Annotated in this window: 20 protein-coding genes and 1 tRNA gene; 13 read left to right on the forward strand and 8 right to left on the reverse strand. The window is 54.9% G+C overall.

Features of this window, described 5'->3' with window-relative positions:
* Positions 1–32: 32 nt before the first annotated feature.
* The 3 genes from ftsH3 (at position 33) to menD (ending at position 3,834) form a co-directional block, all read left to right on the forward strand.
* A complete protein-coding gene (gene ftsH3, locus M0646_RS07780; RefSeq protein ID WP_286625214.1) occupies positions 33–1,871 on the forward strand; it encodes an ATP-dependent zinc metalloprotease FtsH3 in 1,839 nt (612 codons plus the stop codon).
* A gap of 55 nt (positions 1,872–1,926) precedes the next feature.
* Positions 1,927–1,997 (forward strand) — tRNA-Gly (locus tag M0646_RS07785).
* 148 nt (positions 1,998–2,145) lie between these two features.
* Positions 2,146–3,834, forward strand: coding sequence for a 2-succinyl-5-enolpyruvyl-6-hydroxy-3-cyclohexene-1-carboxylic-acid synthase (gene menD / locus M0646_RS07790; protein WP_286625216.1), 1,689 nt, complete (start codon positions 2,146–2,148; stop codon positions 3,832–3,834).
* Positions 3,835–3,845: 11 nt separating this feature from the next.
* Here menD and M0646_RS07795 read toward each other — a convergent pair whose 3' ends face one another.
* Positions 3,846–4,205, reverse strand: coding sequence for a hypothetical protein (locus M0646_RS07795; protein ID WP_206200320.1), 360 nt, complete (start codon positions 4,203–4,205; stop codon positions 3,846–3,848).
* A 442-nt stretch (positions 4,206–4,647) separates the two neighbouring features.
* Here M0646_RS07795 and M0646_RS07800 point away from each other — a divergent pair, with 442 nt between their 5' ends.
* Entirely contained in the window at positions 4,648–7,410 is a 2,763-nt protein-coding gene (locus tag M0646_RS07800) for an SMC family ATPase (RefSeq protein ID WP_286649481.1), read from the forward strand.
* Here M0646_RS07800 and M0646_RS07805 read toward each other — a convergent pair.
* Complete coding sequence (locus tag M0646_RS07805; protein WP_024125599.1) at positions 7,407–7,544, reverse strand: hypothetical protein; 138 nt, start codon at positions 7,542–7,544, stop codon at positions 7,407–7,409. The two genes, M0646_RS07800 and M0646_RS07805, sit on opposite strands and share 4 nt — an antisense overlap.
* A gap of 316 nt (positions 7,545–7,860) precedes the next feature.
* Here M0646_RS07805 and M0646_RS07810 point away from each other — a divergent pair, with 316 nt between their 5' ends.
* A complete protein-coding gene (locus M0646_RS07810) occupies positions 7,861–8,601 on the forward strand; it encodes an FHA domain-containing protein (RefSeq protein WP_286649482.1) in 741 nt (246 codons plus the stop codon).
* Positions 8,602–8,808: 207 nt separating this feature from the next.
* Positions 8,809–9,135 (forward strand): 2Fe-2S iron-sulfur cluster-binding protein, encoded by a 327-nt coding sequence (locus tag M0646_RS07815; protein ID WP_149819700.1) that lies wholly within the window; start codon positions 8,809–8,811, stop codon positions 9,133–9,135.
* Positions 9,136–9,258: 123 nt separating this feature from the next.
* On the opposite strand, the gene glmS is transcribed toward M0646_RS07815, so the two are convergent.
* Both glmS and M0646_RS07825 read right to left on the reverse strand, forming a co-directional pair.
* Positions 9,259–11,139: a glutamine--fructose-6-phosphate transaminase (isomerizing) gene (glmS, locus tag M0646_RS07820; RefSeq protein WP_286625220.1), complete on the reverse strand. Its 1,881-nt coding sequence runs from the start codon at positions 11,137–11,139 to the stop codon at positions 9,259–9,261.
* Positions 11,140–11,178: 39 nt separating this feature from the next.
* Positions 11,179–11,484 carry a hypothetical protein gene (locus tag M0646_RS07825; RefSeq protein ID WP_286625221.1) on the reverse strand — a complete coding sequence of 102 codons (306 nt, stop codon included), beginning with the start codon at positions 11,482–11,484 and terminating at the stop codon, positions 11,179–11,181.
* Positions 11,485–11,831: 347 nt separating this feature from the next.
* Between M0646_RS07825 and M0646_RS07830 the strand changes: the two genes are divergently transcribed.
* Together M0646_RS07830 and M0646_RS07835 are read left to right on the forward strand one after the other, a co-directional pair.
* On the forward strand, positions 11,832–13,325 hold the full coding sequence (locus M0646_RS07830; RefSeq protein ID WP_286649483.1) for a UDP-N-acetylmuramoyl-L-alanyl-D-glutamate--2,6-diaminopimelate ligase: 1,494 nt from the start codon (positions 11,832–11,834) through the stop codon (positions 13,323–13,325).
* Positions 13,298–14,839 carry a helicase C-terminal domain-containing protein gene (locus M0646_RS07835; protein ID WP_286649484.1) on the forward strand — a complete coding sequence of 514 codons (1,542 nt, stop codon included), beginning with the start codon at positions 13,298–13,300 and terminating at the stop codon, positions 14,837–14,839. The genes M0646_RS07830 and M0646_RS07835 overlap by 28 nt, the downstream gene beginning before the upstream one ends.
* Here the strand turns inward: M0646_RS07835 and larE are convergent.
* Entirely contained in the window at positions 14,811–15,623 is an 813-nt protein-coding gene (gene larE / locus M0646_RS07840; RefSeq protein WP_190278327.1) for an ATP-dependent sacrificial sulfur transferase LarE, read from the reverse strand. The two genes, M0646_RS07835 and larE, sit on opposite strands and share 29 nt — an antisense overlap.
* 153 nt (positions 15,624–15,776) lie before the next feature.
* Between larE and psb30 the strand changes: the two genes are divergently transcribed.
* Positions 15,777–15,917: a photosystem II reaction center protein Ycf12/Psb30 gene (psb30, locus tag M0646_RS07845; protein WP_149819710.1), complete on the forward strand. Its 141-nt coding sequence runs from the start codon at positions 15,777–15,779 to the stop codon at positions 15,915–15,917.
* 20 nt (positions 15,918–15,937) lie between these two features.
* On the opposite strand, the gene recJ is transcribed toward psb30, so the two are convergent.
* Positions 15,938–18,226 (reverse strand): single-stranded-DNA-specific exonuclease RecJ, encoded by a 2,289-nt coding sequence (gene recJ / locus M0646_RS07850; protein ID WP_286649485.1) that lies wholly within the window; start codon positions 18,224–18,226, stop codon positions 15,938–15,940.
* 136 nt (positions 18,227–18,362) lie between these two features.
* On the opposite strand from recJ, the gene M0646_RS07855 reads away from it, so the two are divergent.
* Positions 18,363–19,952 carry an iron uptake porin gene (locus M0646_RS07855; protein WP_286625226.1) on the forward strand — a complete coding sequence of 530 codons (1,590 nt, stop codon included), beginning with the start codon at positions 18,363–18,365 and terminating at the stop codon, positions 19,950–19,952.
* Here the strand turns inward: M0646_RS07855 and M0646_RS07860 are convergent.
* Complete coding sequence (locus M0646_RS07860) at positions 19,949–20,893, reverse strand: GTP-binding protein (protein WP_286625227.1); 945 nt, start codon at positions 20,891–20,893, stop codon at positions 19,949–19,951. The two genes, M0646_RS07855 and M0646_RS07860, sit on opposite strands and share 4 nt — an antisense overlap.
* A 109-nt stretch (positions 20,894–21,002) precedes the next feature.
* On the opposite strand from M0646_RS07860, the gene M0646_RS07865 reads away from it, so the two are divergent.
* Both M0646_RS07865 and M0646_RS07870 read left to right on the forward strand, forming a co-directional pair.
* Positions 21,003–21,743: a DUF561 domain-containing protein gene (locus tag M0646_RS07865; protein WP_286625228.1), complete on the forward strand. Its 741-nt coding sequence runs from the start codon at positions 21,003–21,005 to the stop codon at positions 21,741–21,743.
* Complete coding sequence (locus M0646_RS07870) at positions 21,721–22,725, forward strand: RsmB/NOP family class I SAM-dependent RNA methyltransferase (protein WP_286625229.1); 1,005 nt, start codon at positions 21,721–21,723, stop codon at positions 22,723–22,725. Before M0646_RS07865 ends, M0646_RS07870 begins: the two co-directional genes overlap by 23 nt.
* Here the strand turns inward: M0646_RS07870 and M0646_RS07875 are convergent.
* The gene (locus tag M0646_RS07875) at positions 22,629–23,756 is read right to left on the reverse strand and encodes a hypothetical protein (RefSeq protein ID WP_286649486.1); all 1,128 of its coding nucleotides are present in this window, start codon (positions 23,754–23,756) and stop codon (positions 22,629–22,631) included. The genes M0646_RS07870 and M0646_RS07875 overlap by 97 nt on opposite strands.
* 38 nt (positions 23,757–23,794) lie before the next feature.
* On the opposite strand from M0646_RS07875, the gene glgP reads away from it, so the two are divergent.
* Positions 23,795–26,386 (forward strand): alpha-glucan family phosphorylase, encoded by a 2,592-nt coding sequence (gene glgP, locus M0646_RS07880; RefSeq protein ID WP_286649487.1) that lies wholly within the window; start codon positions 23,795–23,797, stop codon positions 26,384–26,386.

Here is a 26,386-nt window from a genome sequence, read left to right on the forward strand (position 1 = left end):
TTTTCACTTTTCCTAGCGGAGGATGGCGATCGGTGAATAAACAATGGCGAAACGCAGGTTTATACGTTCTTCTTGCAATCGTGGTGCTGGCCTTGGCCACTGCCTTCTTTGATCGCCAACCCACGACCAAACAGACATGGCCCTACAGTGAGTTCATCCAACAGGTCGAAAGTAAGCAAATCACCAAAGTCAGTATCACCCCTGACCGCTCCCAAGCTCAAGCTATAACCCAAGATGGCACGCGAGTACTCGTCAATCTTCCCAATGACCCTGAACTCCTTGATATTCTCACAACTAACAATGTGGACATCGCTGTCTTGCCCCAAAGCAACGATGGCTTCTGGTTCCGCGCCCTGAGCAGCTTGCTTGTTCCCATTGGTCTTTTGGTACTGCTCTTTTTCCTACTGCGGCGTGCCCAAGCAGGTCCCGGCAACCAAGCGATGAACTTTGGTAAGTCGCGGGCACGGGTACAGATGGAACCCCAAACCCAAGTGACCTTTAATGATGTGGCTGGGATTGATCAGGCCAAGCTGGAACTGGGGGAAGTGGTGGAATTCCTCAAGTACGCCGATCGCTTTACGGAAGTGGGCGCCAAAATTCCCAAGGGCGTCCTCCTTGTGGGGCCTCCTGGAACGGGTAAAACCCTGCTTGCGCGGGCAGTGGCTGGTGAAGCGGGCGTTCCCTTCTTCTCGATTTCGGGTTCGGAGTTTGTGGAAATGTTTGTGGGGGTGGGTGCCTCACGGGTGCGCGACCTCTTTGAACAAGCTAAAGCCAATGCCCCTTGTATTGTCTTCATTGATGAGATTGATGCCGTTGGTCGCCAGCGCGGTGCCGGTCTGGGCGGTGGCAATGATGAACGGGAGCAAACCCTCAACCAATTGCTGACGGAAATGGATGGCTTTGAGGGGAATACGGGCATCATTATTATTGCCGCGACAAATCGTCCGGATGTTTTAGATGCAGCGCTGTTGCGTCCGGGGCGTTTTGACCGTCAAGTGGTGGTGGATCGTCCTGATTACAAGGGTCGCCTCGATATTCTCAAAGTCCATGCCCGTGGCAAAACCCTCGCTAAGGACGTGGATCTCGACAAAATTGCGCGGCGGACGCCGGGCTTTACCGGTGCGGATCTCGCGAACTTGCTCAATGAAGCGGCCATTCTGGCAGCTCGCCGCAACCTGACTGAAATCTCGATGGATGAGATTAACGATGCCATTGATCGCGTCCTCGCGGGCCCTGAGAAAAAAGACCGCGTCATGAGCGATCGCCGCAAGAAGTTAGTCGCCTACCATGAGGCGGGTCATGCCCTTGTCGGTGCCCTGATGCCCGACTACGATCCTGTCCAAAAAGTGAGCATCATTCCCCGGGGGCGGGCAGGTGGTCTGACTTGGTTTACCCCCAACGAAGATCAGATGGATTCGGGTCTCTATAGCCGTGCCTACCTGCAAAACCAAATGGCTGTTGCCTTGGGGGGTCGCATCGCGGAAGAAATTGTCTTTGGCGAAGATGAGGTGACAACGGGTGCCTCAAACGACCTGCAACAGGTGGCACGGGTGGCGCGGCAAATGGTGACGCGCTTTGGCATGAGCGATCGCCTAGGACCTGTGGCCTTGGGACGGCAAACCGGGAATGTCTTCCTTGGCCGCGACATTATGGCAGAACGGGACTTCTCCGAGGAAACGGCTGCCACCATTGATGACGAAGTGCGCAATCTCGTCGAGCAAGCCTATCGCCGTGCCAAAGAGGTCTTGGTGAACAACCGCCATGTCCTTGACCAAATTGCCCAAGTGCTGATTGAAAAAGAAACGATCGATGCTGAGGAACTCCAAAGCATCTTGGATCGCAACGATGTGAAGATGGCAACGATTCCCTAGGCTTGCCCTTTGCGATCGCCCCAAGGGTCGTGCTAATGTAGTATTCCTTGGGACTGCGGGCATGGTTTAATGGTAAAACCCTAGCCTTCCAAGCTAGAGACGCGGGTTCGATTCCCGCTGCCCGCTTAACACTCAACTCCTTGAAGAACCTGCATTTTGGCGTATGGCAAAGACTCTGGGATGCTCTTTCAAAGTCTCAAAATAGGCTCAAACTGGATTTAGCACCCTATTCTATTGGTGGCCTATGGCTAGGGTAGCGCTTCTGGATTGATAGATGATTCTCACTGAAAATCTCAATGTCCTCTGGGCGAGCGTCCTCTTTGAAACCCTCTATCGCTTGGGACTGCGGACAGTCGTTCTCTCGCCGGGATCACGTTCTGGACCATTGGCGATCGCGGCTGCTGCCCATCCCCATCTTGAGGCCCTGCCGATTCTTGACGAACGCTCGGCAGCTTTTTTTGCCCTTGGCTTTGTCCAACAGCAGGGACGACCCGTTGCCCTTGTCTGCACTTCAGGAACCGCTGCGGCCAATTTCTATCCCGCGATTATTGAAGCAAGCCTCAGTCATTTACCGTTAATTGTGCTGACCGCCGATCGCCCCCCCGAATTGCGCTTTTGCCAAGCGGGGCAAGCCATTGATCAGGTGCATCTCTATGGTCAGGCGGTACGTCACTATCGCGAACTAAGTCTGCCGGAACTTGCTTTGCTGCCCTACCTGCGGCAAACCCTCTGCCATAGCTGGCAAACTGCCCTCTGGCCAGATCCGGGGCCAGTCCATTTGAATATTCCCCTGCGGGATCCCCTTGACCTGCGCCCTGAGGCCAATTTTCATGGGGCACTTCCTGAAAACTTCTTTGATCAGGTGCAGCCCTTTGTGCCGCCTCGGGTTGTCACCGCTCTCCCTTGGCAAACATGGCAGCAGATGCAGCGGGGGTTAATTATTGCGGGGCCTAGTCATGGGGTGGATTCTCTAGCGGAAGCTGCCGCGATTGATCGCCTGAGTCGGTTTCTGCAGTGGCCAGTGCTTGCCGATGCCCTCTCCTACGCACGGGGGCTGCCCCACAGTATTACCCATTACGATCTGCTACTGCGAAATGCCCACCTACGGGAATCCTTGCGTCCTGAAGCAGTGATTCAACTGGGACCGCTGCCCACCAGTAAGACCCTGCGGGAGTGGCTGAGTGCCTGCGATCCGCTGATCTGGTGCTTTGACCCCACGGGCGATAACAACAATCCTCTCCATGGTCGCTGTCAGACGCTGGCGATCGCCCCCCAAGCGGTGGACTGCCCCCCCGACCCCCTACCCCCCAACCCCTACCTCAAGGACTGGCAAGACCACGATCAACGAGTACATGAGCAACTGCAGCGAACCTTTGAGGCCATTGATTGGTTCTGTGAGGCCAAGCTGATTTACCATCTGCCGCAGTGGTTGCCATCGCAAACGGCGATTTTTGTGGCCAGTAGTATGCCCGTGCGCGATGTTGAGAGGGTTTGGCGGGCGAGCGATCGCCACCATCGTTTTTACTTTAATCGAGGCGCCAACGGCATTGATGGCACATTATCTAGTGCCCTTGGGGTTGCCCATCGCGGTCAACCGACCCTCTTGATCACTGGGGATCTGGCCTGCTTGCACGATACCAATGGTTGGCTGATCACGCCACAGTTTCAGGGGTGTCTCACTGTACTGCTGATCAATAACAACGGCGGTGGTATTTTTGAGCATCTACCGATTCGGCAGTTTGATCCACCCTTTGAGGCCTTTTTTGCCACCCCCCAAGCGGTCAATTTTGCCCATCTTGCAGCGGCCTACGGTATTCCCTATCACTGCTTACAGGATTGGGCGGATGTGCAAACCCAACTTTCCCTTGCCCCTTGGCCAAAAATACGGCTTTTGGAATTTAGGAGCGATCGCCACCAGAACGCCCAATGGCGACAGCAGGTGCTGGCTCACCTTGGGATCTGACTTGTGGTATCTCAGTGGCTGTGGATGTGGTGGGAGAGCAACTGTTCCTCCAGAGCAGCAATCTGGTTGTAGGCCGCCGTGAGTTGTGCCGTGAGCCGTTGAATTTGCACCTCTGGACTCAGGGGGCGATCGCCACTGAGGTTGCGTGTTTGGCTATAGTCATCATCCACCAGAATATCCTTGTGTTCTGGGGTACTCACCAAGGGGCGAGGTTTGGGCAGAGGATTCTGCTCAGTAGGGGTTACAGGCAGAGGCTTGAGCCGCCCCTCCTCTAGGGCCTTAGAAACCTTTTGGTTGAGTTGTTCAACGATCTGGTAGAGGGCATCAATTTTGTTACTCAGAACCAGAATCTGCTTATGTAATAAATCCACAGGTCAAATCCTCTCGTGGTGAAATGCTGTAGTTGTCAACTCAACTGCCTCTGGAGAAAATAGCGGTGCAAGGCATTGCTAACCCTAGGCACTGGAAATACGCTTGATAAGATAAATTAGGCATTTCTCCAAGCGTAGGGTGCCTAGAGCTAGGAGCATCGAGTGCGGAGACCAAGCTTGCCGAAAAACAAGGATATTACTATAGATCCAGCCTAGGGAAAGTCACTCGCCAATGGCAACTTTTTCAAAAAGACTTAAGACCAAGTAAACTTTTGTAAAAGTATGGATCGTTTTATCAATGCAGAACACCTACCGACAAGTAATATTCCTAAAGAACTTCACACTTGGCTGAGCGAGGGTAGCTAGCTTTAACTCTCTCACTTGTTGTTTGATATGGGTTGATCAACGTTCTATCAACTGCCCTAGCCTTTGGAGACAGACGGTGGAAATTCAGCGACTAACCCTAAAAAACTTTAAGACCCACCGCGATCGCACGTTTGAGTTTCTGCCCGGTGTGAATGTCATCTGTGGCGAGAATGGTGCGGGCAAAACCAGTATTTTTGAAGCCATTGCTTGGGTTCTCTTTGATGCCACCTCGGGCTATGGCAGTGGCTTTAATAAGGCGATTATTCGCAAGGGTGCTAAACGCGCCGAAGCCACAGTTCAGTTTATCTCGGCAGCAGATGGTCGCTCCTATGTGGTACGGCGCAATACGCAAACGGGGTACGCGATTTATGACCCCCAAGTGGGAGACCTCGGTCTTTCGTTGCGTGAAGATGTGCAGGTGTGGTTGCAGGAGCACCTCGGTATCCGCAGTGCCTTTCCGCTTCGGGATCTCTTTGAGCAGATCATTGGCATTCCCCAAGGGATGATCACGGCGGATTTTCTCAAGCCACCCGCCCAGCGGCGGCAAGTTTTTGAACCGATTTTGCAAGTCAGTGACTATCGCCAAGCCTTTGACAATGCCCTTGCCCTCGTCAATTTTTCCCAAGAGCAGGTGGTGTCCCTAGAGCGGCAGTTGGCGGTGCAAAAACAGGAACTGGCCACGCGATCGCAATATGAACAACAGGCAACCGCCTTGGCAGCGGAGCTAGAGCGTGATCGCCAGCAGTGCGAGGAATTACACCAACAATGTCAGGCCTTAGCCACTGAAAAACAGCAATATGAAGCTGCCGTTGAAACGCTGAACCGTCTTGCGCAAACCTGTCAGCGCCTCGAAGCCCAACTCCATCAGCAGGAGGAACTCTGTCGCGATCGCCAGCGCCAGTTGGCCGCAGCTCGCAACAGCCAAGCCCAGTGCCAGCAATTGCAAGCCGACTACGATCGCTATCGGCAGCAAGAGAGCCGCTACCAAGAACTTGAGCAGCAACTACGGGGACGAGCTGCCCTTGAGCAGAACATTCGCAAGCTAGAGCAGCAGCAACACAAGCTGGCCACCCAATTAGCTAGTATTGAAAGCCAACGCCAAGCGATCGCCACCATTGCCAGCCAACTCGCGGCCCTTGAACCCCAAATTGCTGCTGCCGACGCCCTCGATGCCGAAATTGCCCCCCTTGAGGCGCGCTACCAACAAGCCCAGCAGGCGGATCAAGAACTGCGCCACCTCAAGCAACAAGCGGCAACGTTGCAAGCCCGCCTTGAGGAAATGGCGCAACAGGTGCAAGCCCTAGAGCAACAGCGTCCCTTAGCCGCCACCTTGAGCGCTAAACAAGCAGAATGGGAGCGACTCCAAGCCCAACTCAGCCACGCCACCGCCGCCCATGCCTTTGCTGCCACCCTTGATCCCATTCTCAATACGGCTCAAAGCCACGCTACGGCAACCGATCCCCTTGTCACAGCGGCCATGACAAGCCTTACAGCGGCACAGCAATTTTCCCTCGTTGCCACCGCCATTCAAGAGGGGCTAGAAGCACTTCAGCAGCTTCAGCAGAATTATCACTGGCTTTTGGATCAACTCACGGCACTGCGACAAACCCTCACGGATCCTGCCGCTATTCCCGCCCTCAACCAGACGTTAAAACAGTTAGAAACTGACATTGCCCGTGCTGCCGCAGCAGAACGATCCCTCTTGCAAGCCCAAGCCCTTGAGGAGGAACGCAGCCGTTTGGCAGCAGAGCTTAAGCAGTTGGGCGATCGCCAGCAAGCCCTAGAACCCCTGAGTCAACAACTCCCTGATCTCGAACGCCGCCTGCAAAAATTACGCCAAGAACGCGCTAACCTTGGTCAACCCCATGCCCAGCGGCAACTGTTACTGGAGCAGCAGGCAGCAGCCCCCCAACTGGAAGCCGACTACGCACGTTTGGGTACCGAACAGGCCACCCTACAAGCTCGCCTCACCCCCCTCTATGAGGAACGCCAACACTATGCCACCCTTGAGGAACAGCGGCAACAGCTTAGGGATGAACTAGCTAGCTTGCGTCCCAGCTATGATACCTATCTCCAACACCAGCAGCAGGCCGCCCAAGTAGAGAGCTATGAAGCTGCCCTGCGAACAGCCACCCAATCCGCCCATGAATTGCAAGCTGCCCTTGCCAAAGCCCAAGCAGAGTACAACGCCCAAGAGCAAGGGGTCGATTTAGCCGCTCTGGAAGCCGTGCGCGATCGCTACGAGCAGCTACACCGCGAGTATCAACGGCTCCTTGGTGCGATTCCTGAAAAAGAAAAGCAGTACCAAACCTGCCTTGCCACCCTCAAGCATCTTGATGAAGTCGCCACCGAAAAGGAAAAGACACTGCAAAAGCTCGTAGCGGCACAAAAACACCACTCTCTGATTGAGACGGCCCGCGACATTTTCAAAAAGAGCGGTCCCCGGGTTGGTGAAGCCTATTTGCACACCGTTTCCAGCGAAGCCGATCGCCTGCTGCGCGAACTTCTCAACCGTCCCGATGTGTCGCTCCAGTGGACGGCAGACTACGAAATTCAAGTGAACGAGGGCGGCTACTGGCGACCCTTCAAGAGCCTCTCTGGCGGCGAGCAAATGTGTGCTGCCCTTGCGGTGCGCTTAGCCCTGCTGCGGGTACTGGTCAACACCGACATTGCCTTCTTTGATGAACCGACCACCAATATGGATCAGGTGCGCCGCCAACAACTGGCCGAGAGCCTGAGCAATCTCAGAAGTTTTCATCAACTTTTTGTGATTAGCCACGATGAAACCTTTGAAGCCCTCACCGAGCACACGATCCATCTGGAGCGATCGCTCCCTTAGGCGTAGGCCGTGTGGAGTGCCCACCAAATGAGTGCCGCAATAAAGCCAAGAATCAAAACGGCAGAAATCGCGATCATCGCTGGGCTGTCGGCACCATCAAACTTCATAATGCCGCGATTAAAATCCGTGGCCATAGGAATAAACTCCAAGCACCATTGAATCCACAGTAACCAAATTAATTTTAGGCTGCTTTTCTGGCAGTGGGGTTGAGGATAACGACTTGTTACGATTTGTGGCGCTCCCTAAAAACCCTCTTCAATGTGATCAATATCACAGCAGCCCTAGGTGAAACAGGCAAAGGTAGAAGTAAGCACACAGCCTAGACCACTTGTTGAAGTGTCACGTTTTGTAACGTTGCTCCTGCCCTAACTCAAGCTGAAGGCGGGGAGTATTCAGATTTGCAGAGGGGATGATTTCTTGAGGGCTGTTGAAACACGGGGGATAGAGATAATGAATAGCCTGCAACAGGAACGTCACGTCTTAATTTTGAATACCGTGGGTGGCCGGCGGGCGATCGCCCTTGAGGCAGCGGCCTACTCCCTTGGGCGCGATGAGAGTAATGCCATTGTTATTGACTTTGAAACCGTTTCCCGCCAGCACGCTATTCTCCTGCGGGTACCTGTCCCCGGTACCACCAGCTATCGCTATCGTTTGGTGGATGGCAATGCCAATGGTAAGCCCAGTACCAACGGCACCTTTGTCAATGGCAAGCGCATCAGTAGCCATGAATTGCAGCACGGCGATGTGATTCTCTTTGGTCGTAAAGCCAAGGCTTCCTATCTCATGCTCTCGATGGCGGATACTGAGTTCAGCCAATATCTGCAATCCATTGCCTTCCAAAGCATTAAATCCGATCTGCGGGGTGCCAAGGAAACCCTTGTGGGTATGGAGCTAAGTGGCGAACTGCGGCGAACCCCGAGCCGTGAATTGGTGGCAGCGGCAGCCACGCAGTTACATCCTGAAGCCGAACCCGCAAAAGAGACCTTGGCCAGTGAGAGCGACAGGGAGCCGCAGGGGAACAACAAAGAAACCGTCCATGAAAAAGAGAGCCAAGGCTCAAAAACCAGCCTCGTGGGTCTAGGGGCGATCGCCCTGGTGGTTGTTGCCATTATCGCAGGAGCCGTCTGGCGATCGGGCTTCTCCCCCAGTCAACCGCAGAGTACACCACCTGCCACTCAAACCCGCCACTAGCTCAACCCAGATCCTGCATCGCTTTGATAAATAGTTTCAAAGTATAAACAATTCCGTATAACAGTCGTTCCCCTGAGTCCCTTTGCTAAAATGAAAGCAATATAGAATGCGTTCTACAACTGCCTGTGGGGTTGCGATCGCTCTAAAGCCATGGGTTAAGCGGACAAACAGACAGGCATTTCAAAAGCAAGTTTTAGGAGAGCTTGAATGACAAAGCGGGATCATAGCAAAGTTTATAATGTCACACTGGTCAATGAAGCCAAAGGCTTGAATAAAACCATTCGTGTTCATGCCGACGAGTACATTCTTGATGCTGCCGAAGCCCAAGGCATTGCTTTGCCCTACTCCTGCCGCGCCGGTGCCTGCGTCAACTGTGCTGGTCGGATCATCAAAGGCACGGTGGATCAGTCGGATCACTCCTTTTTGAAGCCTAAGGAGTTGGATGCTGGATTTGTGCTCCTGTGTGCAGCCTATCCCACGTCCGATTGTGTGATCTCAACCCACGAAGAAGATAACTTACTGAACTTGACTTAATCTTTTAGTTAATTTCGTCATTATTATCGCTCAAAAATTAAGTACCCCGTAGGGGCAAGACCACAAGTTTTGCTAGGTGGTCTTTTATTAGTTATTGACATTGCCGTCGGTGCAATACTAAGGTTATTCAACAGTTACTGACTTGGCGAGGTTGCGGGGTTGATCGACATCTAAGCCACGGCGAGCAGCAATGTGATACGCCAACAGTTGCAGGGGGATCACCGTCAGGATCGGGGAGAGAAGCTCATCGACCTCGGGTACAGGTAAAAGGTTATCGAAGGTGTGCTGGGCTTCGGCTTCGTCAAGGGGGGTAACACCAATGAGGCGGGCATCGCGGGCACGGGCTTCTTGGGCATTGGAGAGGACTTTCTCAAAGACACTGCCAGGCATGGCGATCGTGACCACCGGTACTTTGGCATCGAGCAGGGCGATCGGGCCATGTTTCATCTCACCCGCAGGATACCCCTCAGCATGGATATAGCTAATTTCCTTGAGTTTGAGGGCACCTTCGAGGGCAATGGGAAAGTTGATGCCCCGTCCCAAAAAGATAAAGTCTTGGGTCTCGGAAAAGTCATGGGAGAGACCTTCAATATAGCGTTCTTGGCTCTCTAAGATTTGCTCCATCTGGGCAGGCAATTGGCGCAAGCCAGTGACGAGTTCCGCCAAGCGGGAGCGATCGCAAGACTGCCGCTGCCATGCCAACTCCAAGGTCAGCAGATAGAAGGCCATCAACTGGGCAACGAATGTTTTTGTGGCGGCTACACCAATTTCAATGCCGGCACGGGTATCAATAATGTGGGGCACCAGATGCCCTAGACTGCTTTCCGGGCGATTGGTAATCCCCAGCAAACGAGGTTGGAGAGCACCCTCGAGTCCTTGGCGGCGTTTTAGCTCCATCTCTAGGGCGGCAAGGGTGTCGGCTGTTTCCCCAGACTGGGTGACACCAATGGTGAGGGTATGGGGTAGTAGGGGCGGCGGCGCGTAGCGAAACTCTGAGGCATATTGCACACTGGTGGGAATCTGGGCGATTTGCTCAAGAAGATATTTGCCCACAAGGCCAGCGTGCCAACTGGTGCCACAGGCAACAATTTGAATGTGCTGCAGATTTTCGAGGAGGCTGGGGTCTAGGTGCAACTGCACCGGGCTACAGGAACTGTTCTCATCCCAATCGGCTCGCAAATAGTCCTCTAAACAGGTGCGCACCACCCCCGGCTGCTCATAGATTTCCTTAAGCATGTAGTGCTTAAAGCCCTGCTTTTCCACCATGACGGGGTTCCAGTTGAGGGTGCGAGGGGTTTTGCGTAGGCGATGTCCCGCAAAGTCATAGACTTCAACCCCTGTGGGCGTCAACCGAGCCAGTTCGCCATTTTCCAGCGGCAATACAGCACGGGTATAGGGAATGATCGCTGGGGTATCGGAGGCGCAGAAGAATTCCCCTTGGCCAAAGCCAATGACAAGAGGGGCTTGCTGCCGGGCCACGATCAATTCATCGGGATAATCCGCACAAATAACGGCGATCGCAAACGCCCCTTCCAGTTGATGAACCGCTTGGCGTACTGCTGCTAGGAGGCCATTGGCGGTGGGGGTCTCAGGCAACGCTTCGGCAATCAGGTGGGGAATGACTTCTGTATCGGTCTCGGAGCGGAAAATGTGCCCCCGCGCTTGGAGTTGCTCCCGCAGTTCACGGTAGTTTTCAATGATGCCATTTTGCACCACGGCTAGGCGATCGCGACTGTCGCGATGAGGGTGGGCATTGTGTTCCTCTGGTTTACCGTGGGTCGCCCAACGGGTGTGGCCAATGCCAACATGGGCAAGAATGTCAAGCTGTTCAACTTTTGCAGCCAAGTTGTGGAGTTTGCCCTTGGCGCGCACACAGAGGAGTTCGCCTTCATTGAGTGTGGCAATGCCAGCGGAATCATAGCCTCGATATTCCAGCTTTTGCAGCCCCTGAAGCAGGACTTGGGCTGCTCGCTGTGGGCCAATATAACCAACAATGCCACACATAATTTATAGACCTCGTAAGCTGAGAGAAACAGGAGTGCTCTAACGACGGCTAGCAAATTGCGGCAGTTCCACTTGTGACCGTTTGAGGGGGATTCGCGAACGGGAGGCAAAGCGTTCTTTGGTGAATTCGGCTTGCCACGGTTGAATGCCAATGGGTTGAATCGAACGCGGATGGGAAACTGCTGGCATGGTGATCGCGTCTAAGGGTTTCGAGGCGGTTCTGGAGGGAACCTGAACGCGGTAAACTGTCCTGTGCCAAGAGGTTTCAATCTGGCGGCGAGAATTGGCGATCGCTTGCCATTCTTGATCATCCATGTTCCACTCTACTTTGTGCCACTCACTCATCACCCAACACCCACACCTTGATGACATCTTGTTATTTGGATTTTTATGAACTAGATTATCGGAATTTTAACAAAAGGCAAGCTTTGGACAAAAATTGTCACAGGATGCCAGAGAGACAGCCTATAACTCCCGTCACCTGCTGTGTTGAGCAATTACGCCAATCCGCTAGGGTCCATGCGCTTTTAGTGCAACTCAAGACACTTCACAAACTGGTACGTGCCTAGGCTTTATCTCCTCTCGCAGAATTCCTCATCCATACAGTGGGGTCGTTCAATTCCGTATCTTTCACCGGCGAGTGCCGTAGTGCCACAATACCCTAAACGGCCTATCACTGGAGATGCACAGCCATGAACCTACGGGAACTCCTGACAGCGGCAGCGATTACGCCGAGTTTTGAGCATCCTGCCCTCGATCAAGAGGTGAAGTCCCTGAGTACGAATTCTTGGGAGTGTCAGCGTGGCTCTTTGTTTATTGGTATGCCCGGCACGCGGGTGGACGGGGGCAATTTTTGGCCGAGTGCCTTGGCGGCAGGGGCGATCGCGGCAGTGGTGTCTCCGCAAGCCAAACCCCGTGAGGGAGATGCCTGTGTGATTGTGGTGCCCGATATTGAGCGTGCCTGTGGTCGGCTCGCGGCTGCTTTTTATCATTACCCCACTCAGCATCTCAGCCTGCTAGGGGTTACGGGTACCAACGGCAAAACAACCACCACCCACTTGGTGGAACATCTCCTCAACAGTGTGGGCTACCCAACGGCACTCCTAGGCACGCTCTATAGTCGTTGGCCGGGACACTGTGAGATTGCCAGTCATACCACGCCCTTTGCGGTGACCCTTCAGGAACAATTAGCGGCAGCAGTCGCAGCGGGCTGTCGGTTTGCGGTCATGGAGGTGAGTTCCCATGCCTTGGCGCAGGATCGAGTGTGGGGCTGTCAGTTTGAGGTGGCGGCTTTTACCAACTTGACCCAAGATCATCTGGATTATCACCGCGATCTGGAGGACTATTTTGCCGCTAAGGCCAAGCTCTTTACTGCTGACTATCTCAAGGGTCGAGCAATTCTTAATGGCGATGATCCCTTTGGCCAGCGACTGGCTCAACAGTTGCCGCGCGATCGCTACTGGACCTATGGCCTCAGCGAGAATGCTGATTTTCGGGCTGAGCATCTCACCTATCGTGTCAATGGCGTGACGGGCACGGTTCATACCCCTATCGGTAGCGGCACCCTAGACTCGCCTTTGGTGGGACAGTTTAATGTGGCCAATGTGCTGGCCGCGATCGCCATGGGGGCAGCGGTGGGACTCCCCCTAGAATCGATGCTGAAGGCCATTCGTGACTTTGCGGGGGTACCGGGGCGGATGGAGCAGGTGCGCATTAGCCCAGACCAAGAGATTACGGTTCTTGTGGATTATGCCCATACCCCCGATAGCCTTGAGAACTTGTTAAAAGCTGCCCGTCCCTTTATTCCCGGTAAGCTGATCTGTGTCTTTGGCTGTGGGGGCGATCGCGATCGTACCAAGCGTCCCCAGATGGGAACCATTGCCGCTCGCCTTGCGGATCAAGTGGTGGTGACCTCCGACAATCCCCGCACCGAGGATCCCCGCCGCATTCTTGATGACATCCTAGCCGGTATCCCACCACAAACGCCGCTGATTGTTGAGGCCGATCGCCGTCAAGCGATTCTGCAAGCCATTCTGAGCGCAGCGCCGGGTGATGGCGTGATCATTGCCGGCAAAGGCCATGAGGACTACCAAATTCTGGGGACTGAAAAAGTTCACTTCGACGATCGCGAGGAAGCCCGCACTGCCCTCGAACAGCGATGCAAACAACGACCGGATCAGGGCTAACGTGCCACAATAGGGGATTGTTGTTCCACAGCGAGCAGATTGTGATTGAGGCAGAGGTTCACCGCCAATTACGGGCATTTTTACGCAGCAGTGGCGATCGCCGGTGGCCTCACCATCTCACCTTGGCGCGGCTGGTTGCCCGTGCCCTACGGCTGCAGCGGGGGTGTTTACTTCAAGTCACTCAGCGGGCAGTGTTGCACCATCGCTATGGCCTGAGTTATCTGCTGCCGCTGCTGTTGTATCCTGAACCTGCCCTGCTTGTCGTCCCCCAAGAGCGACTGACACGACTACTGCACCAAAAAATTCCTGAACTCCTCACCTTCCTTGCGGTTGCGAAACCGATTCAGCATAGCCAGTACCCGCAGCCAGCCTTTGAGGGGGTGCTTGTAATGAGCCTCGAGGACTGGTGTCGCCACACCACCGTCCATCCCAACGTTGTCACGATCATTGATGGCATTGAAGCCTTGCCCCAAATTGCCCAGCAGCAGATGACCTGCACCATTACCACCAGCGATTGGGAGCATTTGAAACTGGCTCTTCCCGGTGCAGTTGATGCCATTCGCCAAGTCTATGCCCAGTTGGTGCAGCATCTCTTGCAACGGCCCCACAACCCCTATGGCGATTACCTGCTGACGCCAACGGAACAACAACCGCTCCTTGAGCTACTCAATCAATGGCCGCAGGGGTTGCCTCCCCAATGGTCACAACTGCGTGAATACCTCAACCGCAGTGACACGGCAATTTGGGGACGCCGCCACCCGACGGTGGGCTACTTTACGCTTCAAGGGCACCCCCTGAATTTGCGTCCCTATTTTCAAGGCATTTGGTCACAAGCTCCCTTTGTTCTGATCGGTAGCGGTCCGGAGACTGACCCGCCCTTGGCCTATGTGCAACAGGAATTGGGCATTCCTCCCCAAACCACGATTAAATTTGCTGGCGATCGCCACAGTGAAGCGATTACGCTCTCAATTGCTGAAGACTTACCTCTCCCTAACACCCCAGAATTTGCCCCAGCCGTCCTGCGGCGTCTCTACGATCTCATTGGCACGATCGGCCATCGGCGGGCGGTGATCCTTGTCAGCGATGTGCCCCTACGGGAACAGTTGGCCACCCAATTGGCTGCCCTCTACGGTTCACGGGTACAGGTGGAGACCCCCAACCTTGACACGAACACGATTTTAGTGACGGGGGAGACCTTTTGGCTGCGTCATGGGGCGCAGTTGCCCTGCCCAGCGCTATTCGTCTTAACGACGTTGCCCTTGCCCTCGCCAGAAAAAGCGGTGGTAAGTGCCCGCATTGAATGGCACAAGCAGCAAAAACAGGATTGGTTTCGCCAGTATCTCTTGCCAGAGTGCTTGACGGTGCTGGATCGTGCCCTTGCCCCTGTGCGTCAGGATGAAACGCTGGTGGCGATTTTGGATCGGCGGCTCACGGAGCGCAGCTATGGCCGGGAAATTCTCCAGAGTCTCAGTCCCTACAACCGCGTTAGCGATCGCGCCCAATCACCGCGTTGAGTTTGCCACTGCGAAAGCCCTCTAGATCCAACGTGACATAGGTAAAGCCAAGGGACTGAAAGTGGTTTACCAGCTTCTCCAGATCCGTCATCGTCACAAAGTGGGCAATCTGCTCTTGGGGCACCTCAATGCGCGCCGTATCGCCATGGCTGCGGACGCGGCACAGTTCCCAGCCCTGCTTGCGCAGGTAGTATTCGGCATTGCCCACCCGTTGCAGCTTGGCAAGGGTAATTTCCTCACCGTAGGGAAAACGCGAACTGAGACAGGGTTGGGCAGGTTTATTCCACCACGGCAGCCCTAGGGATTTGGCAATTTCGCGCACCTCGAGTTTACCAATCCCCACCTCGGCAAGGGGCGATCGCACCCCCCGCTCTTTGGCCGCAGCAATGCCGGGGCGATAGTCTTGAAGATCATCGGCATTCACGCCATCAAGAATATAGTCATAGCCCCACGCCTGAGCCAGTTCCCGCAGGCGATCGTGGAGTTCACTTTTGCAAAAGTAGCAGCGATTGACGGGGTTAGTGGCGTAGTTGGGGTTCTCCAGTTCATGGGTTTCAATCAGCTCATGGCGAATGCCAATGGTCGCTGCCTGAATACGCGCATCCTCTAGATCCGCTGGAAATAATGAGGGAGACACCGCCGTGACCGCCACTGCGCGATCGCCCAAGACATCCTGAGCCACCTTGGCCACGAGCGTACTATCAATACCACCAGAGTAGGCAATCAAGGCTCGATCGAGTTCGCCAATGAGATCCCGTAAGGCCGCTAGTTTGTCCACGCCCATCACCGACCGATATTCCGAGAATTCTGCTCCTACAGTTTAGCTTAGGGATAAGAGAAGAACGCTCAAGCCCTCATTAACCAAATGCTGCGAGTGCTCCCCCCTGCTCTACAATAAAATCACGAACTGATAACCGCTGATTGCTCGGGAGAACCTATGGGAATTTTCAATGGCATTATTGAATTTCTTAGCAATATCAACTTTGAGGTGATTGCCCAACTGACCATGATTGCCATGATTGGCATTGCAGGGCCGGCAATTATCTTCCTATTGGCTGTGCGTCGCGGCAATTTGTAGGCGATTTCTTTATTCAAGACTTAGGAAGTCCCCCACCTTTGCGCTAGCCGTGCCAAATCCTTGGCTTGCAGCTGATACCAGCGTTGCAATCGTGTCAGTTCGGCGGTAATGCTCAGGGTGGGGGCAAATCCTTCGCAGCCATAGCCCAAATGGCGCAGGATCGCTACAAGCGTACAGGGGGCAATCCAATAGGTTTGACTCAAGGCTAAAAGATTCACCGTAGTCTGTTCTTTAAGGTCATTTTGAATTGAAAGGATGAGGGTTGTCAGAGGAGCGATCGCCGGTCGTTGGCACCCTACATAGACCATTTCTGGTTGGGCAATGGCCAAGAGCCAACGCAAATGGGTAGCAGAGGGCGGCAGTGACCAGAGAATGAGGGTGCGACAGCGATCGCGGGGGCGATCGTAGTGAATGATTGCCGTGGTTAAGTTTGGGGGGACCTCAGGGCGGCCATAGCCATAGAGCAAGACATTGTCCCGCAACTGCGGCAGGAGGGTTGTCAAAGGCGGTAGGGGTTGCCAATGGGGAAGCGGGTGACTGGGCGGATTAGGGACGTACCACGCCAGTGAGAGTTTGACCCCCTTGAGTTCGAGTTCCAACTGGGTTTCGCCATTCCAAGTGTGGGCTGTGAGGTGATAGGCAATATCGACCGTGGTGGGCAACGGAAAAAATTGTCCCCAGCGCCAAGCCTTAGCGGTCATCTGCCGCCCATTCTGCTCTAGGGTGAGTTGCAGATGTTCCCGCTGCTGACCCATGGGTGCTTGTTCGAGAATCTTGACCCCGCGACTACAGAAAATTGGCTGCGGATTCTCACTGCCAAAGGGTTGCAGTTGCTCCACTTGGGCGTAAAAGTCCCACGTCAGCTGCTCAAAGGAGACTTCGGCATCAAGGGTAACAAGGGGACGCAGATCCTCTGGTTTGAGACAGGTTTGGGCAAAGGCTCGCAGGCGATCGCGCCAAGTCGCTAAATGCTCTGCCCGTAGGCTAAACCCCCCGGCTGCCCTATGACCGCCATATTTCAAGAGCAGATCCTTGGTCGCTTCAAGGGCTTCAAAGACATGGAATTCGGGAATACTGCGAATTGAGCCGCGAATGGTTGTCTCATCTTCATAGGTGCCAATAAACACCGGTACGCCGTAGCGCTCCACAAGCCGCGAGGCAACAATGCCAATGACCCCATGGTGCCAGTCGGGCTGGACGATCACTAAGACCCACTCCTGTTGGGGATCAAAGCCCGTCTCTTCAAGGTGGGCGATCGCCTGTCTCTCAATTTCAGCACAGAGTTCCTGACGGCGGTGGTTCGTTGCCTCGCAGAGGGTGGCCAATTCCAGAGCACGCTGCGGATCTTCTGTGGTCAGCAGGTCAATTACCACTTGGGGATCGCCAATGCGGCCAATGGCATTGATGCGCGGCCCCAAGCGAAACCCCACCACCGTCGGCTTGAGAGCAGCATCCTGAGCAGGCAAACAACCCGCCACCCGCATCAGCGCTTGCACCCCCACAAGAGAAGAGGTGGGAATTGTTTGCAACCCCTGCTTGACCCAGCGGCGATTCACTCCCGTCAAGGGCGCCAGATCCGCAATCGTGCCCAAGGTACACAGTTCTCGCAAGGGTCGCACCAGTTCGCGCCAGTTGCCCAGTCGCTGTGCTAGGGACAGAGCAAGGGTATAGGCCATTCCCACCCCAGCGAGGGTATGGTAGGGGGATGCTGGCGGCACCAGTTTTGGATTGAGAATGGCATGGGCAGGGGGCAGTTGCTCCGGTACATCGTGGTGATCCGTCACGATCACCGTCAGTCCCAGTTCCCGTGCCTTGAGAATGGGCTGGTGGGCAGCAATGCCGTTGTCCACCGTGAGAATCAGTTTCACACCGCGCTCGTAGCAGTCTTGAACAATCCGCTCATTGATGCCGTAGCCTTCCTGCATCCGCGAGGGAATTTCATAGTCAATGTCGGCGCCTAGATGGCGCAGCGCACGCAATAGAAGGGCAGTGCTGGTCATGCCATCGGCATCGTAATCGCCACAAATGGTCATTTTGTCACCGCGGGCGATCGCCCGTTGCAACAATTCCACCGCTAAATCAAGGTCAGGAAAGACGGTATTGGGAGGCGGTAGCTCTAGGGTTTCGGGTTCAAGAAACGCCCGGACGGCTGTGGGAGTCGTGAGACCCCGCCGCAGATAAATTTCCGCCAGTGATGCGGGACAACCCAAGGCCTGCCTCAAGGCGTCACAAGACTCGGGATCAATTGGTGGCAAGAGCCAACGTTGCTGGGGAAGGGCACCCATGATGCGGCGGGGGGAGATAGGCAAAGCGATAACCCCAATGCTAACTTGAGCGTGGCTTCGGTTGACAGGCCGAGAAAATAGAATAATAATCGTTATCATTCTCATTTAGCCTTGGTGAATTCCCGGGGCAGTGTCTTGGTGTGAGGTAAGGAGGTCAGTGATGGAAAAATCCCTAACAACGGTCATGGTGGGTGCCATTCACCTTGCACTACTCAGTCCAGCCGCTGTTGCTGAACCTCAGATGTCCGCTGGTGCCAGCATGGGACAGGTGACCTCTGTCTCCCAACTGTCTGATGTGCGCCCCACCGATTGGGCCTATCAAGCCCTTGCTTCCCTTGTCGAAAAATACGGCTGTATTGCCGGCTATCCCGATGGCACCTTTCGGGGCAACCGTGCCCTAACACGGTTTGAGATGGCTGCTGCCTTGAATGCCTGCCTCGATGTTGTGAGCGATCGCTTTGCCACCAAGGAAGATTTAGCCACTTTGCAACGGCTCTCTGAGGAATTTGCCGCTGAACTAGCGACCCTACGCGGACGGGTGGACAACCTCGAAGCCCGTACTGCTACTCTGGAGGCCACGCAATTTTCAACAACCACCAAGCTCTCTGTGGATGCCGTGATGGCCTTTCAAGCCGGTGGCAATACTCGCCAAGTCGTTGACCCCGTCTCTGGGAATACGTTCACTGGGGGCAGCTACAATCCGACGGTGATTAGCAAGGTGGAGATTAACCTCAATACCAGTTTTCGCGGTACGGATTTACTGACCACGACCCTCGAAGTGGGTAACAACGGGTTAGATACGTTTGGGGCAACGGGGATTGGTACTAACGGCTTGATTGCCGGTGGCGCTGCCGATTACAGTGGTGTTGGCGCAAATGTGGAATTATCTCGACTGTTCTATAGCTTCAAGCCCACAAAAGATTTGACCATCGGCGTTGGGCCGCAATTTTATCCCAGTGATATTGTGGATACCAATAGCTACGCCAACGATTCTTTCAGGGATTTTAGTTCCAATTTCTTTATCAACAACCCGCTGATTGTGCCCTATGCCGTCAATGATCCCGGTGGGGCGGGTGTCAGTATTGAATGGAATCCGGGAGGCGGATTCTTCACACTGCGCGGTGTTTATGTGGCCGCTGCAGCAGGAGCACCGACGGGTATCCCTACGGGAGGAGGTCTTTTTGGCGATCCCTATCAGGGAACCGTGGAACTGGAGTTTGCCCGTGCCTTTGGTGCCAATGAACGGAACAACTTTGCGGTGCGCCTGCAATATACCAACTCCTCAACCCTGAATATTTCCCAGAATGCCGGCGGTGTCAATGTGGAACTCACCCTCGGTAAGTTTGGCCTCTTTGGCCGCTATGCCTACTCCGATATGAAACTCTATGGCGATGGAGCAACGATTAATGGCTTGGGGCCCTTTACTGTGGATCCGGGGGTCTTTGTCCTTCCCGCTGGTGGCCAAGTAAACACCACCGCGCAAACATGGATGGCGGGTTTGGCCTATCGGGACTTGTTGGCGGAAGGATCATTGCTAGCAGCGGCGGTGGGTCAGCCCTTTATTAACTCGTTGGCATCAGCATCCGGGATCAATGATGCCACCCAAACCAACTATGAACTCTTTTTCCGCTATCCCCTCAGTGATAATATCACAATCACGCCTGTGTTTATGGCAATCACCAATGCCAACAATAGCGCCACCAATAGCCCCATTTTCCAAGGGCTGATCCGCACTACGTTTAGCTTCTAAACAAGACAGGCTCTAAAGGCTTGGCGCAGTTGGCTTTCATCAAGGTTGCGGCCAATAAAGATGAGTTCATTGCGCTGATGGCCAAGGGGGCGATCGAGGGGACGACCATCAAAGAGCATATGCACCCCCTGAAAAACAAAGGGCTGGGGCTGCTCCGCGAGGTGCAAAATCCCCTTCATGCGGAAAATATCGGGGCCTTGGGTTTGCAGCAACTGGCTCAGCCACGTTTGCAGCTTAGCGCCATCCAATTTGCCCTCAGCAACAATGGCCACAGAACCAACAGATTCATCGTGTTCATGGTGATCTTCGCCAAGAAAGTCTGGGTCGAGTTCGAGGGCCCGCTCAAGGTCAAAGCCCCCCACATCGAGGATGTGCTCCATGGGGATGGCGGCCTGCTGGGTGCAATACACTTTGGCCAAGGGGTTCATGGCATGAATGCGATCGCGCAACTGGGCGAGGTCTGCTTCGCTTACCAAGTCCGTTTTATTGAGCAAAATCACATCGGCAAAGGCAATTTGCTCTTGGGCTTCGTCCGCTTGCCAGTGGTAGTGAATGTGCTTGGCATCCACCACGGTAATCACGGCATCTAGGTGAGTTTGGCTGCGGATGTCCTCATCCATGAAGAAGGTTTGAATGACGGGTGCGGGATCGGCAAGCCCCGTGGTTTCAATAACAAGGTGATCAAACTTGTGCCGCCGCTTCATCAGGTTGCCAATAATGCGAATCAAGTCGCCGCGCACCGTACAGCAAATGCAGCCATTATTCATCTCGAAAATTTCTTCATCGGTATTGACCACCAGTTGATGATCAATGCCCACTTCGCCAAACTCGTTGACAATCACAGCGACCTTCTTGCCGTGTTCGTGGGTGAGAATGCGATTGAGGAGTGTGGTTTTACCGGCACCCAAGTAGCCAGTGAGCACTGTAACGGGAACGGTCATAGGCTGGACAACAGCTAGAGACTCTTTGAGCCTATCAAATATCAGTTACAGTCGTTGTGAAAAGGGCTGTAGGATAAAAAAATGCACAACTACGGAAAGTTTCAAGTCTATGCTGCATCCGCGTTTAGCCGCTGCCTTTGAGCAGCGTTCTGTTCTCAAGATTATTAGTGGCCTCAACAATTTTGATCGCGATCGCGTGCGGGCGGTGGTGACTGCTGCCGATCAAGGGGGTGCCACTTTTGTGGATATTGCTGCCGATCCTGAGCTGGTGCGCCTTGCCAAGGAACTAACGATGCTGCCCATCTGTGTGTCTGCGGTGGAGCCATTACAACTGCTGAATGCCGTTGCCGCTGGTGCCGATCTGGTGGAAATCGGCAACTACGATAGCTTCTATGCCCAGGGGCGGGTGTTTAGCGCTGAGGAAGTGCTGGTATTGACGCGCCAAACTCGCGAGTTGCTGCCCCAAATCATGCTGTCAGTAACCGTGCCCCACACGCTGCCTTTGGATCAACAGGTTGCCCTTGCTGAGGCCTTGGTGGCCGCTGGTGCCGACGTGATTCAAACCGAAGGGGGAACCAGTAGCCAACCCCACCACAGTGGCACGTTGGGTCTCATTGAAAAAGCAGCCCCGACATTGGCGGCAGCCTACGAAATTTCCCGCGCCGTTGCGGTGCCGGTGCTGTGTGCTTCGGGGCTTTCGACAGTGACGATTCCCTTGGCGATCGCTGCTGGGGCTGCGGGTGTCGGGGTCGGCTCTGCCGTCAACCAACTCAATAGTGAAGTGGCTATGGTGGCCAGTGTGCGTGCCCTCGCGGAAGCGGTCAAAGGTGCCATCGCCGTCCACCGCTAAGCCTGTGGTGATGCTCTCCCGATTGGCTGTGGCCTGTGCCAACCGTCTCTTTGAGACTGCCGGCGATCGGGAGCGTTTTTTAGAGGCTCTCACCACCCCCCCGCCCTACCCTGCCACGGTGCTGTGGTGTCGCGAGTCAGCGTCCCCCTTACCCTTTGAGCCGTTGCCGCCACTTTCTTGGCAGCCCCCTTGGGTGAGTCGCTTTGCCCCCGGCAGCCGTACCGGTCAACACCCTCTCCATGAGGCCGGGGCTTATTATTGCTTGGATAGCTCATCGGTGTTTGCGGCGGTTCCGCTGCTGACGCTGCCCCAAGAGCCGTCATTGGTGATTGATGTGTGTGCGGCGCCCGGCGGCAAGAGCCTCTTTGCGTGGCGATCGCTGCAACCCCGCTACCTCATCTGTAATGAAACCATTGGCAAACGGGTGGGGATGCTGATTAGCAATCTCAAACGCTGTCGAGTGCATCCAGTGGGCGTCACCGCTTGGGATAGTGAAGTGCTGGCTGCTGAGTTCCAAGGCGCTGCTGATGTGGTGATTGTGGATGCTCCCTGCTCTGGGCAATCGCTGCTGGCCAAGGGGCAAAAAGCTGAAGGGTGTTTCCATCCATTGACGATTCGCCACAACCAACGGCGGCAAAAACGCATTCTCGCAACTGCAACAGCCTTGGTGCGTCCGGGGGGATGGTTGCTCTATAGCACCTGCACCTTTAGTCAGGATGAAAATGAGGATGTGGCGGCTTGGCTGATGGCAAGGTTTCCGCAGTGGGTTCCTCAACCTGTGGCGGCACTGGCGGCCTATCAATCCCATCTAGCAGCCTTTCCCTGCTATCGGCTGTGGCCCCACCAAGGAGAAGGGGCAGGCGCCTTTACGATCCTCTGGCAGCATCAGGGGTCTGGGGAAGCCAATCCTTTACCGCAATTGGCTGAAGGTTGCGCCTTGGGCGATCGCTGGCGCTGGCAATCGAATTCCCAACCGGCATAGGTAATGGCAGCAACGGCATTTTGACCTAAACACTGCCCAAAAATGCGACTACCGGCGATCGCGTCCTGACCCATTAAGGTAGCTCCCAGCAGTTGTCCTTGGCGGTTGATCACCACTTGACCCAAGCTCTGACCCTCGGAACTAAACTGCTGAATCTCCCACAGTTGAACGGGTTCCCTGAGGCGTTGCTGGGCTTGCCGCGCATTCCAACCGACGCGGGCAATGGGAACAGGTAGGGCAATCCACCACGGTTGACGGTAGTAATCAAGGGGCAGGGATTTTCGCTGTAAAATCTGGCGGGCGATCGCAAAGGCCTCAAAGTAGGTCAGGGAAGGCAAATGGTACCCCCGCTGCCAACCGCCACAGGCATAGACTTGGGGATGACTGGTGCGCCCTTGGGAATTGATCCGCAGCCACCCTTGAGCATCTCGCTGGAGGCGGTGCAGGTTCAAAGGAGTTGGATCGGGGGCTTTGCGCCTTCCCAGTGGGGGAACCCCTAGACCGAGGCCACTCAGGGCAGCATGCAGGCGATCGTTGAACCACGCATCTTCTGTGGCCACAAGCGGCAGACCTTGTGCATCGGGATGCAAGGCTTTGCCAGACCAGTGGTGCCAACAGGCCAGCTCAATCCTGCTGAGGGCGTCCATATCCTGAGCATCCATTGCCGCAGGCGCATCAAGGAGGAAATAGCCTTGCGCATACAGGCGATCGCCCCCCACCTGAAAATGACAGCGGGGCTGCCAGACAAATTCCCCCGCCCCTGTGATCACATCGACCCCCACCAATTCCAAGACCCTAAGGGCATAGCGGCGCTGTCCGTGGCTGAGGTGGGCTTGAAAGTGCTGCCACTGCTGAGTGTCCAACCTTTGGGGGGGAAACTGCGACAGCCACCAGCGTTGCCACTGCCATTGCCAATGCACATCAGCGGCTGGGATTACTAGGCCAATCCGCCCCAAGGCCGCACACCGATAGGCAATGTCCAATGCCAAAGGACTCGCCGCCACAATCAGCAAATCATACTCAAAGCGCATAGGAAATTAAGATAGAAACGACGACACTGGCAGCCCCTATGAAGCCCATCCGCACGTTTAACGTTCGTCCTCACCTGCCGCAACGTTTGGAACCCCTGCGGGAACTGGCCTACAACCTCTACTGGACGTGGAACACGGAGGCGATCGCCCTCTTTCGCCGCCTCGACCCAGAACTGTGGGAGCAAACAAACCATAACCCTGTCGCCCTTTTGGGACGCATTCGCCAAGATCGCCTCTTGGATGCGGCGGCCGACAACGGCTTTTTGGCACAGATGGAGCGGGTGATCAGCCAATTTCAAGAATATGCCCAGCCTGTGCAGACGTGGTACCAGCAAACGCGCACGGACGCGCCTCCCGGCGAGTGTATTGCCTATTTTTCCCTTGAATTTGGCCTCACGGAGTGCCTGCCAATCTATTCGGGGGGCTTGGGGGTCTTGGCCGGAGATCACCTCAAATCCGCCAGTGACTTGGGACTGCCCTTGGTGGGGGTGGGGCTGCTCTATCAAAAGGGCTATTTTTCGCAGTACCTCAGTGCCGATGGCTGGCAGCAGGAACGCTATCCCAGCAACGATTTTTATACCCTGCCCCTCAAGCTGGTCACTACTGGCCAAGGTCAAGAGCATCGGATTCGAGTGGACTACCCCAATCGAGAAGTCCAAGCACGGGTTTGGCAAGTTCAGGTGGGTCGGGTTCCCCTTTATCTTTTAGACACAAACCTGCCAGAAAACAGTACCTACGATCAGCAGATCACCGACTACCTCTACGGTGGGGACATGGACATGCGCATCCATCAAGAGATGTTGCTGGGCATTGGTGGCGTGCGTCTGCTCCACAGCTTGGGGTTGCGACCAACGGTTTATCACATGAATGAGGGGCACTCCGCCTTTTTATCCCTAGAGCGCATTCGCCAACTGATCACCGAAGAGCAGCTTACCTACGATGAAGCCTTGCAGGTGGTCAAGGCCAGCCAGTTGTTTACCACCCATACCCCCGTGCCTGCGGGGATTGATCTGTTTCCTGCCGATAAAGTGACCTACTATGTCGGCCACTATGCGGAGGCCTTTAACCTCTCACAGCAGGAGTTTCTCTCCTTGGGTCGTGTGAATCCGGGGGCTTTTCAAGAACCCTTTAGTATGGCGAACCTAGCCATTCATACCGCCAGTTTTGTCAATGGGGTGAGCGCGCTCCACGGTGAAGTCTCCCGCCAGATGTTCCAAGGTCTGTGGCCCAATCTGCCGCCGACGGAGGTGCCGATTACCTCGATTACCAATGGCGTCCATGCTCGCAGTCGCGTTTCTGAACCATTGCAATACCTGCTGGATATTTACCTTGGGCCGCAGTGGTCTGATGCGCCCTTGGCGGATCCCCTCTGGTCGCGGGTCAGCAGTATTCCCGATGAGGAGTTGTGGCGTATCCATGAGATTTGCCGCTATCAGTTGGTGATGTTTGTGCGATCGCGCCTACAACGGATGCTTGAAGAGCAGGGCGCCTCTAGTGCTGAATTGACGCAAGCGGCAGAAGTGCTGGATCCGACCGCCTTGACCATTGGCTTTGCCCGTCGCTTTGCTACCTATAAACGCGCCACTCTCTTTTTGCGGGATGTGGAACGGCTGCGGCGAATTTTATTGGGATCCGTACCGGTGAAAACGGGGGCGAAGCAGCGGCGGCCGATTGTCCAGTTTGTGATTGCGGGGAAGGCGCACCCCAAGGATAACCCCGGCAAAGAACTGATTCAGGAAATTATTCACTTTACGCGCCAAGAGGGCATGGCCAACCACATTGCCTTTATCCCGGATTACGATATGCACGTGGCGAAAATGATGGTGGCAGGCTGTGATGTTTGGCTGAATACCCCTTTGCGGCCTCAGGAGGCCTCCGGCACCAGTGGCATGAAGGCGGCCATGAATGGCTTACCCAATCTGAGTACCTTGGACGGTTGGTGGGACGAGGCGGACTATGTGAAAACGGGTTGGGCGATTGGCCACGGCGAAACCTATGACGATCGCCACTATCAAGATCAAGTGGAAGCCAATGCGCTCTATGAACGGTTGGAGCGGGATGTCATTCCCCTCTTTTACGATCGCGATGAAAATGGGGTGCCGCGCGGCTGGGTGCAAAAGATGAAAGCCGCCCTCTCTTTGAATACGCCCCAGTTCAATACCGCCCGCATGGTGCGTGAGTATGCCCATCGCGGCTATTTCCCTGCTAGCGATCGCTCCTTTATCCTCAAGGAAAATAACTATGCCGCAGCCAAGGAACTGGCTCGCTGGAAAGCCCACATTTTTGAACATTGGTACTCGATTCAGATTATCGGGGTTGAAACCTCGGCTGAGCACAACCTCGAGGTTAACGAACTTGTGGAAGTCAAAGCCGTGATTGCCCTCGGTGCCCTATTGCCAAGCGATGTGCAGGTGATTTTGTTCCAAGGGCGGGTGAATGAGGCCGGCACCCTAGAGGAGGCCTGTCCTACCCTGATGACGTTTGTGGGTACCACCCCTGAAGGCCATAGCCTTTACACCGCTGAGATGAGCTACGACACGAGTGGCCACCAAGGCATTGCCCTCCAACTGCTACCGCGCCACGCCTATTTGAGTCATCCCTATGAAATGGGACTGGTTTTGTGGGCTTAG

The organism is Thermosynechococcus sp. B3, from assembly GCF_030323045.1.
GTDB lineage: Bacteria > Cyanobacteriota > Cyanobacteriia > Thermosynechococcales > Thermosynechococcaceae > Thermosynechococcus.